The sequence below is a fragment of the Brevibacillus choshinensis genome (genome assembly GCF_016811915.1).
Lineage (GTDB): Bacteria > Bacillota > Bacilli > Brevibacillales > Brevibacillaceae > Brevibacillus > Brevibacillus choshinensis_A.
Genome location: NZ_CP069127.1, coordinates 883,950 through 899,580, shown reverse-complemented (window position 1 = coordinate 899,580; position 15,631 = coordinate 883,950). Strand labels below are relative to the sequence as shown.

The following is a 15,631-nucleotide window of genomic DNA, read 5'->3' as shown; positions in this document are numbered from 1 at the left end:
TAGTTTCATCCAAAAATCACTCTGCTTTTTCTACTTACTGCTGATTTCTTGGAATGCCTTTTTCCCACTTGTCCAGTGCGTCTTCTTTCAATACTCGCTGTGCCCACTGTCTTTCCCACTCAGCTGGCCCTTCTTTGGGAGCTGGCTGCGGTCGGATCAGGCGATAGCCCAGATAGATGATCCCGATCGCCAGAATGCTATGAAACAGCAAGTGCAGCTTCCCAAACAGCATCAGAAGTCCAAAGAGGAAGATCAGCACTCCCCAGAAGCGAGAGCCGCCATGTCCCATTACTTTGCGGGCTCCGTAAAGCATGATCACCCCGGGAACCAGAAGGCCCAAAACATCTCCACTATCGATTCCCAGTTGATCCAGCAAAACCAACCCACCGATTAGCAGCAGAACCAGCCCGAGTAGAAACTTTCCAGACCGTTCGCTCATTCGCAGCTTCCCTCCAATCACCTTGTTGGTGCAGGTGTTAACCTTATGGCCTTATTGTATCCCCGGGCATAGGCTACCCATAACGGGCGTGCGGTTGGTTTTTGTCTCCGACCTTGGACGGATGCTGTTTCCTGCCTCAATCGGACAAGCACATGTTTCTTCAATAGAAGCGCTGCTTCTTGCATTTTCGAGCTTTTCGGTTACAAGATCAGACAAAATATTGTGTCAAAAATATGAACAAACGCTGAAAAAAAAGGAAAATCCGGGCTCGTATAGAATTCCAATAGGAGTGCGTGTAAAAAAACATCGAATATAGCCGAGTTCCGCTTGGCGGAAACGGGGGAACCATGTTTTTCTGGGGTGAATGGTTGCGCTTCATGGCAGCCTAGGGCGTCCTTTCGACCGAACCCTTCAGCTAACCTCGTAGGCTCTTGAAAGGAGCAGTTTCTTTTGCGCAAGTTGTTAGTATCTTTGTTCATCGCTGGATTGCTTGCAATGGGAGCCGGCGCTGCACAAGCTGCTGAGGAGTCCACATCTCCTCTGACAGATGTAGTCAGCGATCTGTACGGTACCCCTTACAAATCTTCCGGCACCACCAAGAAGGGCTTTGACTGCTCCGGATTTACGCGCTACGTATTTGATGCGTTAGGTGTAGACCTGCCACACAATTCTGCTGCCCAGTACCAATTGGGAGCTCCTGTCGCCAAGGATGATTTGCAGCCAGGCGATCTGGTCTTCTTCAAAACCAATGGCCGCAGCATTTCCCACGTGGGCATCTACATCGGAAACGGCACATTCGTGCACTCGGAATCTGGTCGTGGAGTCGTGAACACCAAGCTGAGCGACCCATACTACTGGAGCAAGCGTTACGTTGGCGCCAAGCGTGTGAACGTACCTGTTCTGGAAGCTAAGGCTGAAACTCCGAAAAAGGAAAACGCGGTGCAAGCTGCATCGTTGCCGGGAAATCAAGCTAAATAACAGTTGTTCGGCAAAAGCAATAGTAAGCCAGGGACGTCAGGTCTCTGGCTTTTTCTGACGAAATTTAGGACCAGGTGTCAGGATGTGACTGTGATAAGCGTTTGTTGATGATCATGGAATGGTTTACTTGCCCATATCCATTAGAACCATGGTATGATAGACGATAGTAATTAAAATTATTTTGAATGCTTATTAATGAACTTTATTAATAGAAGTAACTGGGGGTAGTTCCGGTGAAAGATCACGTATTAATTGTCGATGACAACATCGAGATTATTGAGCTTCTTGAAGATATCTTGGAAAACGAAGGCTTTGAGGTGTCTAAAGCCGAGAGCGGCGAGGACGCGCTTGAGCTGTTGAAGCATGGCGAAAGAAAGCCGAATCTCATTTTGCTGGATATCATGATGCCAAACATGAGCGGCTATGAGCTGTGCTCGCAGATCCGGCGGGAATGGGATTTGCCGATTCTGTTTCTGAGCGCCAAAGGGAAAGCGGTGGACAAGGTCGTCGGGTTTGAGATCGGGGCAGACGACTACATCACCAAGCCATTTGATACCGAAGAGCTATTGGCTCGAATCCGTGCACACCTGCGCCGCTATGAACGCATCCGCAAGCACACCGAGGAGATGCCTGAGAAGGAATCGTCCAATTCGCCGATTACGGTCCTGAAGTTCAAGGACCTGGAGATTCATAAAGAGACGTATTCCGTCTATGTCAGCAACGAAAAGATCGAGCTGTCGACCAAGGAGTTTCAATTGCTTACTTTCCTTGCTGAAAATGCCGGCATTGTCTTTACTCGCGAGCAAATCTACGACCGCGTCTGGGGATATGGCTACGGCTCCCTCAATACGGTGACCGTGCACATCAAAAACTTGCGTGAAAAGCTAGAGATGAACCGCCAGTTCATCAAAACACAATGGGGGACAGGCTACGTATTCATCGGGGAGAAGCTGTAAATGAGTCTGCGCAACAAACTGTTTCTCTCCTTCATCGGCTTGCTCGCGCTGAATATTCTCTTGTTCAAGTTTGTCTTCCAGGACATCATCGTCGAACAACTGAAAACAGATCGGCACACCCAATACCAGTACGAAAAGGAAGCGGCAGAGAAGGTGCGGCTCAATCAGCTGCTCCGAACCAGCAATTTCAAGGACCCGACTGAACGAGCGGAGCTGGAAAAGCAGCTGCCGGAGGACATCATGTACCGGATGGTTGTCAAAGATGCATATGGCAACACCATCTTCTCCAAGGATTCAAAGGCATTCGAACTGAAAGTGCCCCCGTCCTTACCGCAGAACCAACGCTCATCGAAACGCAGCGATCTGAAGGTCGTCGCGGAATATCACTTTCAGCAGGAGCCTCCTCGCAAAGGAGAGACGATCATCTACTTCTATACGGATGACTACGACATCATGGCGACCAAAGGCGTCTCGATGATGCTGTGGTACATTTACGGCAGCATCCTGCTCGTCGGGCTCGTTTTGCTCGCCCTGTTTGTTCGCTGGATCCTGCGGCCTGTCAGCGAGCTGTCCCGTGTCACCCAGGAAATTCGGGGAGGCAAGCGGCTCCTCTCCTTCAGCTATCGCTCGCACGACGAATTCGGTCAGCTCTTCCGCTATTTTGGGGACATGGTGGACGAGCTGCGCTTTTCCGAGGAGCGCCAGTCCGAGCTGATCGCAGCCATCGCCCACGATTTCCGGACACCCCTCACGACCATCAAAGGGTATGCTTCCTACATCGGTTCCGGGCGTGTGACGGATATCAATCGCATTCAAAAGCAGATGAACAAAATCGAGCTGAAGACATCCGACCTGGAGCATCTTCTCGACGAGCTGCAGGATTACACGCAGCAAAGCATTGAGGTACGGCTCAACATCAGCCGGATCCACGTGAAGAATTTCATGAAGGGGATCATCGAGGATTACTTGGTCCGCATCCAGGAGGCAGGACTGTCGCTACAGTGGAAATTGCGTGTATCCAATGAGCTGCACATCGATGCCGATGAGACACGTCTGCGCCGGGTCATGGAAAATTTGATCAACAACGCCATATACTACAACAAGCCAAACGGCTCCATTCTGATTACGTGCGACCAACGGGAAGGACACGTCCTCTTCTCCGTGATCGACAAAGGGGAAGGCATTTCACCCGAGGACCTGCCAAAGGTTTTCACCAAATTCTACCGGGCGGAAAAATCCCGCAATCGCAACAGCGGTGGAACAGGTCTCGGCCTCACCATCTGCCAGAGCATTGTCAAACGCCATGGCGGCGAAATGATTGTGAACAGTGAATTGGGGATAGGAAGCAGTTTCTCCTTCACCATCCCCTTCTATCACGCGTAGTTTATTTAGATTTATAAGCAGTTAACATATTCTTTATTTTTGTTTGATATAGTGTAACTCGTAAGCATGTTGCTTTCAGTGATAAATAACCCCCAGTTCGGTATCTGACACAATGCGGCACATCCGTTCGTGAAAAGATGCCTCTTTTTTTTGCCCAAATGGCCTTACCCCCGCTTCTCCAGACGCATTGGCAGCCCATTTTTCGGACGCAAGGTAACCAAGGGCTCCGGTTCTACGACCTGATTGGCCTGCGCGAGACGCATCCGATAGCGCTGCGCGATCGTCGCAAGCAGCAATGCCGCCTCCATCAGCGCGAAGTTGTTGCCGATGCAGACACGGGGTCCCCCGCCAAACGGAAAGTAGGCATACGCCGGTATTTGCTTCAATAAATCTCCTGCAAACCTCTCCGGTATGAACTCGTTCGGATTTTCATAAAAACGCTCGTCGCGATGCATCACGTATTGGCTCATCATCAATGTCTCGCCCGGCTGATACATACGTCCCCCGATCTCCACTTCCTCTACCACTTCGCGATTGATTGTCCACGCAGCCGGATACAGTCGCAAGGTTTCCTGGACAATGAGGCTGGTGTACGTCAGCTGAGGGAGGTCCTCCACCGTAGGAAGCTTGCCTCCCAGTACGGTAGCCAGCTCGTCATGAAGCTTTTTCTCCACTTCTGGATGGGTGGCCAGCAGGTAGAAAATCCATGACATCGTATTGGCCGTCGTCTCATGACCGGCCACAAAGATCGTCATTACTTCGTCGCGCACCTGCTCATCCGTCATTCCTTGTCCATCGTCCTCATCTCTTGCAGCGAGGAGCATTCCCAACAGGTCGGCCCCCGTCTCGCCGCTGCTGCGCCTTTCTTCGATCAGCGAGTAAATGGTTTTATCCAGCGTCTCATTGGATTCGAGAAACTGCCTGTTGCTTCGTGTCGGCACCGATAGCGGGATGTCGATAAACGAGGAGGCTTTGTTCGCGACATATTTGAGACCGATGTCGATCGCATGGCCGATCTCGTCAGCGCCTTCCTTTACGCTTTTCCCAAACATCGTTGCCGTGATGATGGCCAAAGTGACCTTCATCATGTCGTGATGGATGTCGCGCACTTCTCCATCCTTCCACTCCTGCATGAGCTCGACGCCCTGCTGGACCATGACATTCCCGTATGTAGCGATACGCTCCCTGTGAAAAGCTGGCTGCATCAATCTGCGCTGACGCAGATGCTTCTTCCCTTCGCTGGTCAGAATCCCATCCCCGACCACTGCTCTGGCGACCTGAAGGCCTTTCCCTTTGCGAAAATGCCCTTGCTTGGTGACGAGAACCTCCTTGATCTGATCCGGATTGGTTAGCAAATAAACGTTTCGTTTGGGGCCAAACCGAAGTAACGCGACATCGCCGTGCGTCTTGGCTGAGCTCTGAATAAATTCAAGCGGATTCCGGCGGAAAGCCAGCAGGTTTCCTGTAATCGGAAGGCCTTTTGGGCCAGTAATGGTCTCGTTCATTTCTTCCTCCTTGTGCTTCGGTCCATGCTGATAGTATCCGGCACAAAAAGGAGTTTATGCGAAAAAAGCCACCCATGGGCAGGGTGGCACAGGACATGCTTTGGGATTATGATCGAAGAGACGGCGTTTCTACGTGGAGCAGGCGAGAAGAGATCAAACGCTCCCGCACCTTGATTCCGATCAGGGAAGCCAATACCGCCTTGATGACTCCTACCGCGATGAAGGGAGTCGCCCCGAAAGCAATGGCTTTGTCCCAAGGAATGTCCAGAACGTATTTCAACTGAATCGAACCGCAAACAAGTGTGACAACCATTCCGACCACATTGGCAATAATCGCGTTGACCAAGGTAAATCGAGTTTTTTCCAGAATCAAGCCTGTCACGTAAACCGTCAGGATAAACCCGAAAATGTAGCCTCCGGTTTTTCCAAACAGGATTTGCAAACCACCGCTCGCCTCCGTGAAAACGGGCAATCCGATTGCGCCAAGCAAGGTATAGATCACCATCGCCAAGGTGCCGTAGCGGCTTCCAAGGATCGTCGCGGTCAGACCTACCGCCAGCGTCTGCCCGGTAATCGGGATCAGCGGCAGCGGAATGGTCAATTGGGATAACACAGCCATAATGGCAGCAAAGATAGCAGATAAAACCAACCATCTCAATCTTTCGTTTCGCATGACAAGCAGCCTCCGTTTGTTAACTAAAATGATAATAAGGTTAACAAAATAATAATACGCATGGAGGCAAATGTAAATGCTTGATCGATAATTTGAGCTTATCGCTCCACGTACGCTTGCAGCTGAAGCAGCGACTGGATCGTGTGGTCAATCAAATCTCGCAGGTCATCAATGTTTCCTTCGTCGATTTTCCGATAGAAATCAAGCGTAATCTGGTTGTCTACTCGCTGCGGCGGCCACTCGTACCTTTTTTCCTCCAGACGAGCCTTTAGCGTATGCGTGATGTACGGCCGCTGCCCCCAGATGTCATCCAGCAGGGCTGTGATTGCTCTCGCTTCTTCCGGGATCTCTTTTCTCACATTCATCGGCAAATGAAAATGAATGCAAATGGTACAGCCGATCTGGTCGGTCAATGGCTGCTCCAGCTGCTCGGCGGCGATGTCCGCAAGCGTGGTCCGAAGCTGCATTTGAGCGAGTACGAACGGTTTATTTTCATTGGCTGTGGCCAGCTTGAATTCGATTTGAAACTGGCGGTGGAAGGTCGCCATATCCATGACATCGGATCGGCCCGTAATCGTGATCGCTCCGTCAAAGTCACGATCATACACAGCCCCCTCCAGAACGACTCGAATGTTATCAAATACCAGAGGATGAAACATGCTCTCTCTCCTTTTCCTCATATCCCTCACTAGAATGCCCGCTTTTCCTCCCTTTTGCAAGCTCACAGACTTCCCCATAGCACAACTTACCTACGTAATGGTAACATGGGGGAGAACCAAACGTTGAGGTGACAGCCATGTTTCTTATCGGCATCTTGATTGTAGTTGCGATCTTTGGAGAAATCCTTCACAGGCTGAACCCATGGAAAAAGCCGGAGCCTGCTTATGACGACCTGGTCGCTCAGATCAAACAGGCTGACTGGTACCAGGAGCTTTCCAAAGATGATGCTTGCCGGCACATACTGGAAAACGATCCACATGTCCTTGCCTATTACTCGGGTACTTATGAGGCCAATCGCCTGCTTACCCAGGAGGGTTTTCAGCTCGGTCTGATCGACTATGTCAAAAAACAAGCCCAGACCATTTCGGGCTCCTCCAGTCGTCGCTAGGGAGGAAAGCAAAAGCCGCTGCAGTTCATCCTCAGCGGCTTTTTTCTGTCCCCTTTTGCAACAAGTTAGACGGCGCCATGTTGACGCAGCAGCTCGGCGACATTTGCATTTCCCTTTTCCAGCGCGAGCTTCAGCGGGGTGAGCTGCCCCTCGTTTTTAGCTCGTTCATTCACCTGTGCCCCATACGCAATCAGCATGCGAATCACCTCCACGCGATCGTCATGAAAAGCAGCGGTATGCAGGCAGGTGTGGCCATTGCTGTCACAAATATCGGTCTGGGCACCTCGCTCAAGCAAATGCCGGATCACTTCCATACTCCCTTCCCCTGCGATGGCTGCATGCAGGGCCGTGTTCGACGGGATATAGGAGACTTTTGAATGCGACAGGGCTTGCAGGTCTGCCCCGTTGTCCAAGAGGAGTGCGACGACATCCGCATGTCCAAAATGCGCAGCGTATCCCAGCACGGTCAGTCCTTCCTCGTTTTCGGCATTCGCATAAGAAGCATCCTCTTCCAGCAATTCCTTTACTCTCTGACTGTCCCCTGTCTGAGCAGCTCGAAACAGTTCCTTGATCATTGTTGCTACCTCCATCAGGAATCTTTGCTTTTGATCGTTATCCTCTCGCCCAAGCGATTCTCGGATCAATGTATCGGGACAAGCGGTATGCGATTGGCAAAAAACCTTGCCGCGGCCAATAACGAGAAGACTGCAGATTGGTCATTCTCCAATCAGTCAAAACGTACTGTTTGCCTTTTGCCTTTGCCTGCGCTAGGCCGTGCTGTGTGAGAGCGTGATTGATGCCAAGCCCGCGAAACTCCGGCTGCGTTGCCGCAACGCCGAGCTCCACCCCATTTGATGGCACCAGCATGGCTGCAGGCTCCTCCTCCGCTGGGAAATAGGCTTGAAAGGACAGGATCCGTCTTTCTTTTTCAACGATCCATACATCCACGTCAGGATCCTCACCCAGGCGCGCATACCCGTCCCGAATCGTTTGAGCATCCTCTGGCAGAGCCACGCCAAAAATCGGTGACTGTGCCTGATAGGTCCGAATCCACTGCGAGACGTCAGAGAGCGCTTGGCGGTCCTTTGGGGTTGCCAGCCGAAGCTGTGCACCTAGCACCTGCCATTCCCGTGCCGGTCCTTCCTCGAATGCATCAAGGGACAGACAGCCGTGGACTTGCTCATGTCCAAAGCCAAGGCGGAACCACTCATTCGCCAGCGCTGCGTCATGTGCGGGAAGGAGTGAATAATGGGCAAAGTACCCCTCATCCACCCAGAGCTGCGCGGCCGCTGCATATAGGTCTCTGTACAAATCAACCGGTTGCCCTTCGGCGATGCTATGCCCAGCCATCCTCATCCAGACATGCCTTCCGCGTGCTGGATTTTCTCCTCGTGTCCCAAACAAATACCCGATGAGGGAGCCTTTTTCCATCGCAGCGACTCCTTGTGCTCCCGCCTTTTCCCATTCCGCGTGAATGGCTTGTGCCGCATCCCTTTCGCTTTCAAAGCGAGTTGGCAGCACAGGCATAGCCAATCGATCTTTTTGATGGCGTAATGCCAAGAGCTTTGCAGCATCTTCGATTAGATCGTTGGTAAATGGAACGATGATCAAATGCCTCCTCCTCCGATCCGCTTGATATGCCTATACTCTTTCTGGAAATTTCCATCTATTCCTTCCCGCTGTCTCCGTCCGAGAAAAACAAAAGAGGTGCACCCGCTGGCCCAACGCCATCTGGTACACCTCATCTATCGGCTCTCGTCATTATTTCTTTTGGTGGTAGTACTTGTAAGCATCGTAGCTCATTTTCTCCTGGCAAGAGGAGCATTCGGTTGCATACGATTCTGCCTGCTCATGGATGGTCTCGCCGCAAGCAGCACAGCATTTTGCTTCCAGGTTGCGAAAGAAAGTGGTGATCGGCGTCATCGATAAAACCCCCTGTTGTGTTATTATCTGTATTGTATTACAACAGTGGCTGTTTTATAAAAGTTTGTTATAATACATTACGCCGCATTATCTTTTCCTCGCTCCTGATTCCTCCCGCTTGCTCTTATTTTCGCTGTATTCATACATTTTTGCATTTTCTTAATCTGTTCTAACACAATCGACTCAGATCAACAGATTGAACAGGTACGGATCGTTGGTGATTTCCACGCAGCGGATGCCGTGCTGCCTCATACGCGTCACGAGCGGACCGTAATCGTCCTGACACTTCAGCTCAATGCCGACGAGGGCTGGACCGTTTTCCTTGTTGTTCTTTTTCGTGTATTCAAAGCGGGTGATGTCGTCATGCGGCCCCAGCACCTTTTCCATGAACTCGCGCAATGCCCCTGCACGCTGCGGGAAGTTGATGACGAAGTAGTGTTTCAGTCCTTCATGCAACAGCGAGCGCTCCTTGATCTCCTGCATCCGGTCGATATCGTTGTTTCCCCCGCTGACCACGCAAACGACGTTTTTGCCTGCAATCTGATCACGATACAGATCGAGAGCGGCGATCGAGAGCGCACCTGCCGGCTCCACCACGATAGCGCTGCTGTTATACAACTCCAGGATGGTCGTGCACACCTTGCCCTCTGGCACGAGCACGATGTCATCCAGCACATCCTTGCAAATGCTCAGCGTCAGCTTGCCAACCTGTTTCACCGCTGCTCCATCCACGAACTTGTCGATCTCGTCCAGCGTCACCACATCGCCCTGTTCCAATGCCGCTTTCATCGACGGCGCCCCTGCTGGCTCCACACCGATGACACGCGTAGAGGGACACACTCCTTTTACGTAGCTTCCGACACCTGCCACCAAACCTCCGCCTCCGATGCTCGCGAAAACGAAATCGACCGGCTCTTCCATGTCATTCAAAATCTCCAGACCGACCGTCCCTTGACCCGCTACGACTAGCGGATCGTCAAAAGGATGGACAAAGGTGCGCTCCTCCTGCAGGCAATACTTCATGGCTTCGGCAAAGGAATCGTCGAAGGTATCACCGACCAGCACGACCTCCACGTACGAGCCTCCGAAGAGCTTGACCTGCGACACCTTTTGCCGAGGGGTCGTCGTAGGCATGAAGATCGTTCCTTGAATTTGCAGCTGCTGGCAGGAAAACGCGACTCCCTGCGCATGGTTGCCCGCGCTTGCGCAGACGACGCCTCTCTCTCGCTCCTGTGCCGACAAGCTGCGGATAAAATGGTAAGCGCCGCGAATTTTGAACGACCTCACGACCTGCAGATCTTCCCTTTTCAAATACACATTGCAGCCGTAGCGTTCGGAAAGCACCTTGTTCTTTTGCAGAGGTGTTTTTTCTACCACGTCTTTCAACGCATGATTGGCAACTACGATATCTTCTACTCGGACTGTCGTGACTGTCTGCATATAGGTGAAGCTCCTCTCTTCTGTTACGATTTGTATTTATCCGGTTTTGGGTTTCTGGCAAACAAAAAGCTCCCGCCCTGCCAGCAGCGTTATTCACGCACGGCTGGCTGAGGCGAGAGCATCGCGGTACCACTCAGCTGTTCTGCTTTCCTCACGAAAAACAGACTCTAGAAGTTCAACGAGGAACTTTCGTCCGGTAACGTGGACGAATCCGTTGTCCTCTACTTAAAAGGTAGCAGGTAACCCTCCCTTTTTTTCCAGGACACCGCTCCAAGGTGATTTTCGATAGCAGGCTGGCGGCCATCCTTTCAGCACGGGGGACGGCTCTCTGGTCGCTGCTCACTGCTCCTACTCTTCCTTATCAACGCAAAGACGATCGAACATTCAAATTTTTTCACATTATATCTGGTGAAAGGAACGGTTGTCAAAGAGAATGTGCTGAGCGGAGAGTCAGTGCACCGCCCAACCTGAGTATAGAAAAAAGGATGCAACTGCTCATGACAGCTACATCCCTCTTACGTTTTCATCGTTTGTACGCGTTTCTTAAACCGCTTCGTAGATCGCTTCGTAACGCTTGCCGATCTCTTCGTCGTTCAAGCCAGCTTCACGCAGGCGACCAATCAGAGCGTTTGCCCAGATCTCTGTGCGCTGTGCCATTTTCGCGTATTTCTTCGCTTCTTTGGTTTTGCGCTTCGCACGGTCTTCTCCGTTGGACTTGAGATTGTCGAGTACGAACAGCATGTGCATGGTGTCGTCCTCGTTCAATTTTTCCCAGTTGTCGTTCAGGAACGCAACCACCTTTTTATAATAACCGTCAAACTCGTCAAAGGAAATCTCAGTATCCATGTTGAGATATTCTTTCATTTTGTCAAATAGATCTTGCATCTAGCGCCACAGCTCCCTCTTACATTCTCCGGATCATTATAACAAAAACAAAGCTTGGGAGGAAGTTGCCATTATCTGTGAGGCTTGCTATGGCAGACTACCGGCATGCATCCGCGGATGATTTCCTCTATAATAGGGGGACAATCCATCGCTTGAGGAGAACGGTACTAGATGAAACCGAATCAAAAGGAACAAGATGCCAGCATCCGAATCGGCCAGCAAATGACCTTGACCATCAAAAGTCTGGGTATCAACGGCGAAGGGATCGGCTATTTCAAACGAAAAATCGTGTTTGTCGATAAATCATTGCCGGGAGAAGTCGTGCATGCCGAGGTCACCGAGGTCAAAGAAAAGTATGCGCTCGCCCGTTTGCTGCGGGTCGTAGAAAAATCGAAATCCCGGACCGTCCCCCCTTGTCCGGTCTATGAGGAATGCGGGGGCTGCAGCTTGCAGCACATGGACTATCAGGCGCAGCTCGCGAGCAAGCGCGAGATCCTGGTCGAATCGCTGCGCAAGTACGCTCGCATGGAAAATCCACCTGTCGCGGACACGATCGGAATGGACAATCCGTGGGGCTATCGCAACAAAGCCCAATTCCAGGTCGGAAAACAGGAAGGCAAGCTCATCGCAGGTCTGTACCAGACGGGCAGCCACAAGCTGGTCAATCTGGAAGGCTGTCAGGTGCAGCACGATGCCACGAGTCAGATTGTGCAGACAGCCAAGCAGGTTCTCGAGGAGCTGGGCATCCCTGTCTACGATGAGCGCAAACGAACAGGCGTCATTCGGACAATCGTGGCGCGGGTGGCTTTTGGGACCGGCGAGACACAGCTGACACTCGTCACAGCTACACCGGACATTCCTCGTGTGAAGGAGCTCATCCTGGAGCTCCGCACCCGACTCCCCCAGCTCGTCGGCATCACCCAAAACGTCAATGCGCAGAAAACCTCGCTCGTCTTTGGGGACAAAACCACTTCGCTGTGGGGCAAGCCAACCATCGCGGAGAAGCTGGGTGATCTTTCCTTCGCCCTGTCTGCCCGTGCCTTTTTTCAGCTCAACCCCGAGCAGACGAAAAAGCTGTACGACCAGGTGAAAGACGCGGCAGGCCTTACAGGCAAGGAGCTCGTGCTGGACCTGTACTGCGGGACAGGCACGATCGGGCTGTGGCTGGCGCCATACGCGCGTGAGGTGCGCGGGATCGAGCTCATTCCGGAAGCAGTGGACGATGCGAAGCGCAATGCCGAGCACAACCAGATCGGGAATGCCAGCTTCCACGTGGGACGCGCCGAGCAGCTCATGCCGAAATGGGCCAAGCAAGGCGTGCGCCCGGATGTCGTCGTGGTCGACCCGCCGCGGACAGGGCTCGATGACGCGTTGATTCGTTCTCTGCTGGATGTGACGCCCGAGAAGATCGTTTACGTGTCCTGTAATCCGTCCACGTTGGCGAAAGACATTTCCAAGCTGCTGGCGAAATACAAGCTGGTGAGCGTGCAGCCGGTGGATATGTTTCCGCATACGAGTCATGTGGAGGCCGTTGTAAGGCTTGATCGAATTTGAGTGTCTGAACAAATGAGGAAAGCACCCAAGCGTGTATGCTCGGGTGCTTTCCTATCACACGAAAAGGTTATGAGGGAAAGTAGCCCTTTTTAAATATTTCGTACCATTCGTTCAATTCTTCGCCTTTCAATACACCCAATCTCTCCAGGATATGTCTTGAAAACTCCAATGCACCGCTTCCATTCGCCGTGATCAGATTCTCGTCACGGACAGACTGGGCATCTACATAATGTTGATCTCCTCTGTAATTCGGAGCTCCTTGCTTCAAATAAGGCAACGTATTGCCTGTATGTTTGTGATGATCCAAATATCCGTGGTTTCCCAAAAAAGTGGTAGCATCACAGATGGCTGCGACAGGAATGTCCTTGCTCACACAATAGTCAACCATTTCTTTTGCTTGCTGATTCTTTGCTTCTCTCCATTCCGTTCCGCCAGGTATGATTAACATGGCGATATCGGAATTCGGATTGAATTCTTGCACGCTATAATCTGGAAGGACGGTTAACCCCCCCATCGAACTCTTCGGCTCACGATCAATTGCGATCGTCTTTACGCGATATCCGGTTCCTGGCTTGTTCAGCTCTGAACTGACGTAACTCGCCTCCCAATCAGCAAAACCATCCGTTATAAAAATGAGCACTTCCTTCAAAGTGATTCCCTCCTTGTAATGTTATGTACAACTGAATTCTAAACCAGCTTCACTGACAAATATGGTCAGTAAAGAAACTTTTCCTCTAAATAGTGACCAAGGAAACAAAGCCTTATGTGAATAAGAAATGAAACAACCCAGATACTAACTCTTGAAGAGTGCATCGGAGATTGGAGGGAGTATATGTCGTTTCAGAAACCTCAGGTGAAGCCAACAAATATCGAATTAAGCTGTACGGAAATCGGGGGACTCTGGGGCGTTTATTTCCAAGAAGGCATGGCGGTATGTTTCCTCACCTACTTACTGCATCATCTTCAAGATGGGGAGATTGTTCCGTTGGCGGAAGAGGCGCTGAAGATTTCGCAAGGACGAATAGAAAAAATCAAAGATTTTTTTGTTGCTGAAAATTTCCCGGTACCAGCGGGTTTTTCAGAAGGGGATGTGAATTTAGCTGCCCCTCCGCTTTTCCACGACACGTTTACCCTGAGTTTCATCTACATGATGAATCGGTTGGGTATGATTAACTTCGCATTCACTGCTTCCAATAACGTTCGGCTCGATGTGCTGGATTTTTTCAATGAATGCATACATACGTCTACCGAGATGTTCGGCAAAGCGGTGCGCTTGATGCTGGAGAAAGGCATTTATGACCGCCCGCCGAAAATGAACTACCCGAATAAAATCGAGTACGTCCAGAAAGTCTCATTCATAGACGGGATCATTGGCGCGAAACGACCTCTAAATGCCATAGAGTTATCCGAAATATTCTTCAATATTGAGCGTAACTATTTTTCCGTTATTCTCATGCTCGGGTTTGCACAGGTAATGGAAGATAAAGAATTGAAAAATATCATTATCAGAGGCAAAAACATCAGCCAACAGCAAATCGAGTTATTTAACAGTCTACTGTTGCAGGAGGAGCTGCTTGGTACGGTACCCATCAGCATGGAAGTGACAGCATCCACTGTTTCTCCCTTTTCCGATAAGTTTATCATGTCGATGATCAATGTATTGAACTCGGTGGACATCCTCTTGATTTCACATGCCCTTTCGGTGACGATGCGAGCCGACCTCTCCGCTCACTACGCTAAAATCATCACTGATGTGATGGCGTACGCCAAAGATACGTATGATATTATGGTGGAACGAAAATGGCTGGAACAACCGCCTCTTACGACGAATCGAGAGCAGCTGATGAAATCCTAAGGAAAATAGCTCAGAAGCAAACAAGAAAAACCCTTGCGATCAAGGGTTTTTTTTGTTGAGACAAAGACTTTCAGCGTGGCCATATGATCAATTCTCCCGTTGAGTGCGCTTCACCATGTCAAACGTATCGCTGCCACAGCTTTGGCACCCCTGGTTTTTGAGGTGTTCAATGGTGGGAACCTCGCTCTGCATGCCGACCTCTACCTTCTGCCCGCATTGTTTGCAGCAGTAGATCCGAAGCGTGATCCGTGGTCTTGAGTATGATCATCTGGCTTCGATTGGCGATCATCTCTGCGCCTTCGTACTCATTGAAGCGCGGGAGCGTCGTGCCTGCCGTCAGCTTCGATCCAATGCCTGTGCACAGACTTTTATAACTTTTCGCCATGCTGCAGGAGCTTGCTCCGCAGCTGATCGGCGGCATGCAAGGCTACCTGATCGTTCAGGATATCACCAGGGCGGTTCCCTTCTCCTAAAACATAGCCGCCGTACCGCGTGCCCATAAACCCAAAGATATGCTGGAATTGCTGCACGAGGGCCAGCCCCTTCAAATTCGGCTCGTCCCCGCCAACAGCGATCACGTACCCGGTTTTGGTTTTCATGCTCTCGCGAAAGTGCGGTCGCTTCTTATCTCTCAGTGTCTGTGACCAGCGATCGATGAAGTTTTTCATCTGCCCTGACATGCTGTACCAGTAGATCGGTGTAGCAAACAGCAGGATGTCGTGCTCCAGCATGCGATCTAAAACAGCCGTGTAATCGTCGTCCAGCTCTGTAAAGCCTTTTTCGTCATGGCGCATATCTTCAATGGGACGAATCGTATACTCCTTCAAATGAATGCGATCAACCGTCAGGCCCTCGATCGCTCTTTCCGTCAAAAGCTCTGTATTTCCATTCGCGCGGGTTCCCCCGTAGATGACAGCTATGGACATGAATCA

General features: G+C 51.0%; 18 protein-coding genes and 1 riboswitch. Of the genes, 6 read left to right on the top strand and 12 right to left on the bottom strand.

The features are described 5' to 3' along the window. Nucleotides 1-34 precede the first annotated feature (34 nt). Nucleotides 35-439 (bottom strand): LiaF transmembrane domain-containing protein, encoded by a 405-nt coding sequence (locus tag JNE38_RS04750; protein ID WP_203355488.1) that lies wholly within the window; start codon nucleotides 437-439, stop codon nucleotides 35-37. Nucleotides 440-743: 304 nt separating this feature from the next. Then, a riboswitch (cyclic di-AMP (ydaO/yuaA leader) is annotated at nucleotides 744-884 on the top strand. 5 nt (nucleotides 885-889) lie between these two features. Between JNE38_RS04750 and JNE38_RS04745 the strand changes: the two genes are divergently transcribed. The 3 genes from JNE38_RS04745 to JNE38_RS04735 all read left to right on the top strand — a co-directional run bounded on the left by JNE38_RS04745 (nucleotide 890) and on the right by JNE38_RS04735 (nucleotide 3,756). Beyond that, on the top strand, nucleotides 890-1,417 hold the full coding sequence (locus tag JNE38_RS04745; RefSeq protein WP_203355487.1) for a C40 family peptidase: 528 nt from the start codon (nucleotides 890-892) through the stop codon (nucleotides 1,415-1,417). A 233-nt stretch (nucleotides 1,418-1,650) separates the two neighbouring features. Beyond that, nucleotides 1,651-2,373, top strand: coding sequence for a response regulator transcription factor (locus JNE38_RS04740; protein WP_203355486.1), 723 nt, complete (start codon nucleotides 1,651-1,653; stop codon nucleotides 2,371-2,373). Continuing rightward, nucleotides 2,374-3,756 (top strand): sensor histidine kinase, encoded by a 1,383-nt coding sequence (locus tag JNE38_RS04735; protein WP_203355485.1) that lies wholly within the window; start codon nucleotides 2,374-2,376, stop codon nucleotides 3,754-3,756. A 164-nt stretch (nucleotides 3,757-3,920) separates the two neighbouring features. Here JNE38_RS04735 and JNE38_RS04730 read toward each other — a convergent pair whose 3' ends face one another. The 3 genes from JNE38_RS04730 to JNE38_RS04720 form a co-directional block, all read right to left on the bottom strand. Beyond that, entirely contained in the window at nucleotides 3,921-5,261 is a 1,341-nt protein-coding gene (locus tag JNE38_RS04730; protein WP_203355484.1) for a cytochrome P450, read from the bottom strand. 106 nt (nucleotides 5,262-5,367) lie between these two features. Beyond that, complete coding sequence (locus JNE38_RS04725) at nucleotides 5,368-5,934, bottom strand: biotin transporter BioY (RefSeq protein ID WP_203355483.1); 567 nt, start codon at nucleotides 5,932-5,934, stop codon at nucleotides 5,368-5,370. A 98-nt stretch (nucleotides 5,935-6,032) separates the two neighbouring features. Then, nucleotides 6,033-6,593, bottom strand: coding sequence for a hypothetical protein (locus tag JNE38_RS04720; RefSeq protein ID WP_203355482.1), 561 nt, complete (start codon nucleotides 6,591-6,593; stop codon nucleotides 6,033-6,035). A gap of 137 nt (nucleotides 6,594-6,730) precedes the next feature. Between JNE38_RS04720 and JNE38_RS04715 the strand changes: the two genes are divergently transcribed. Next, complete coding sequence (locus tag JNE38_RS04715) at nucleotides 6,731-7,042, top strand: hypothetical protein (protein ID WP_203355481.1); 312 nt, start codon at nucleotides 6,731-6,733, stop codon at nucleotides 7,040-7,042. A gap of 65 nt (nucleotides 7,043-7,107) precedes the next feature. On the opposite strand, the gene JNE38_RS04710 is transcribed toward JNE38_RS04715, so the two are convergent. From JNE38_RS04710 to JNE38_RS04690, 5 genes are all read right to left on the bottom strand, one after another. Then, nucleotides 7,108-7,617 carry an ankyrin repeat domain-containing protein gene (locus JNE38_RS04710; protein ID WP_343071520.1) on the bottom strand — a complete coding sequence of 170 codons (510 nt, stop codon included), beginning with the start codon at nucleotides 7,615-7,617 and terminating at the stop codon, nucleotides 7,108-7,110. 37 nt (nucleotides 7,618-7,654) lie between these two features. Further along, nucleotides 7,655-8,653 carry a GNAT family N-acetyltransferase gene (locus JNE38_RS04705; RefSeq protein WP_203355479.1) on the bottom strand — a complete coding sequence of 333 codons (999 nt, stop codon included), beginning with the start codon at nucleotides 8,651-8,653 and terminating at the stop codon, nucleotides 7,655-7,657. Nucleotides 8,654-8,803: 150 nt separating this feature from the next. Beyond that, nucleotides 8,804-8,965 (bottom strand): protein YhfH, encoded by a 162-nt coding sequence (gene yhfH / locus JNE38_RS04700; RefSeq protein WP_203355478.1) that lies wholly within the window; start codon nucleotides 8,963-8,965, stop codon nucleotides 8,804-8,806. A 183-nt stretch (nucleotides 8,966-9,148) separates the two neighbouring features. Then, the gene (gene ilvA, locus JNE38_RS04695; protein WP_203355477.1) at nucleotides 9,149-10,405 is read right to left on the bottom strand and encodes a threonine ammonia-lyase IlvA; all 1,257 of its coding nucleotides are present in this window, start codon (nucleotides 10,403-10,405) and stop codon (nucleotides 9,149-9,151) included. A 543-nt stretch (nucleotides 10,406-10,948) separates the two neighbouring features. Continuing rightward, entirely contained in the window at nucleotides 10,949-11,290 is a 342-nt protein-coding gene (locus tag JNE38_RS04690) for a KH domain-containing protein (RefSeq protein WP_203355476.1), read from the bottom strand. A 171-nt stretch (nucleotides 11,291-11,461) separates the two neighbouring features. On the opposite strand from JNE38_RS04690, the gene rlmD reads away from it, so the two are divergent. Then, nucleotides 11,462-12,844: a 23S rRNA (uracil(1939)-C(5))-methyltransferase RlmD gene (gene rlmD / locus JNE38_RS04685; RefSeq protein WP_203355475.1), complete on the top strand. Its 1,383-nt coding sequence runs from the start codon at nucleotides 11,462-11,464 to the stop codon at nucleotides 12,842-12,844. A gap of 67 nt (nucleotides 12,845-12,911) precedes the next feature. On the opposite strand, the gene JNE38_RS04680 is transcribed toward rlmD, so the two are convergent. Then, nucleotides 12,912-13,493, bottom strand: a complete 582-nt coding sequence (locus JNE38_RS04680) for a type 1 glutamine amidotransferase family protein (RefSeq protein WP_203355474.1) — start codon at nucleotides 13,491-13,493, stop codon at nucleotides 12,912-12,914. A 183-nt stretch (nucleotides 13,494-13,676) separates the two neighbouring features. On the opposite strand from JNE38_RS04680, the gene JNE38_RS04675 reads away from it, so the two are divergent. After that, nucleotides 13,677-14,699 carry a DUF3231 family protein gene (locus JNE38_RS04675; protein ID WP_203355473.1) on the top strand — a complete coding sequence of 341 codons (1,023 nt, stop codon included), beginning with the start codon at nucleotides 13,677-13,679 and terminating at the stop codon, nucleotides 14,697-14,699. Between the two features lie 166 nt (nucleotides 14,700-14,865). Here JNE38_RS04675 and JNE38_RS04670 read toward each other — a convergent pair whose 3' ends face one another. Both JNE38_RS04670 and JNE38_RS04665 read right to left on the bottom strand, forming a co-directional pair. Continuing rightward, on the bottom strand, nucleotides 14,866-15,084 hold the full coding sequence (locus JNE38_RS04670; protein WP_203355472.1) for a hypothetical protein: 219 nt from the start codon (nucleotides 15,082-15,084) through the stop codon (nucleotides 14,866-14,868). After that, nucleotides 15,068-15,625: a flavodoxin family protein gene (locus tag JNE38_RS04665; protein WP_203355471.1), complete on the bottom strand. Its 558-nt coding sequence runs from the start codon at nucleotides 15,623-15,625 to the stop codon at nucleotides 15,068-15,070. Before JNE38_RS04665 ends, JNE38_RS04670 begins: the two co-directional genes overlap by 17 nt. Nucleotides 15,626-15,631: the final 6 nt, after the last annotated feature.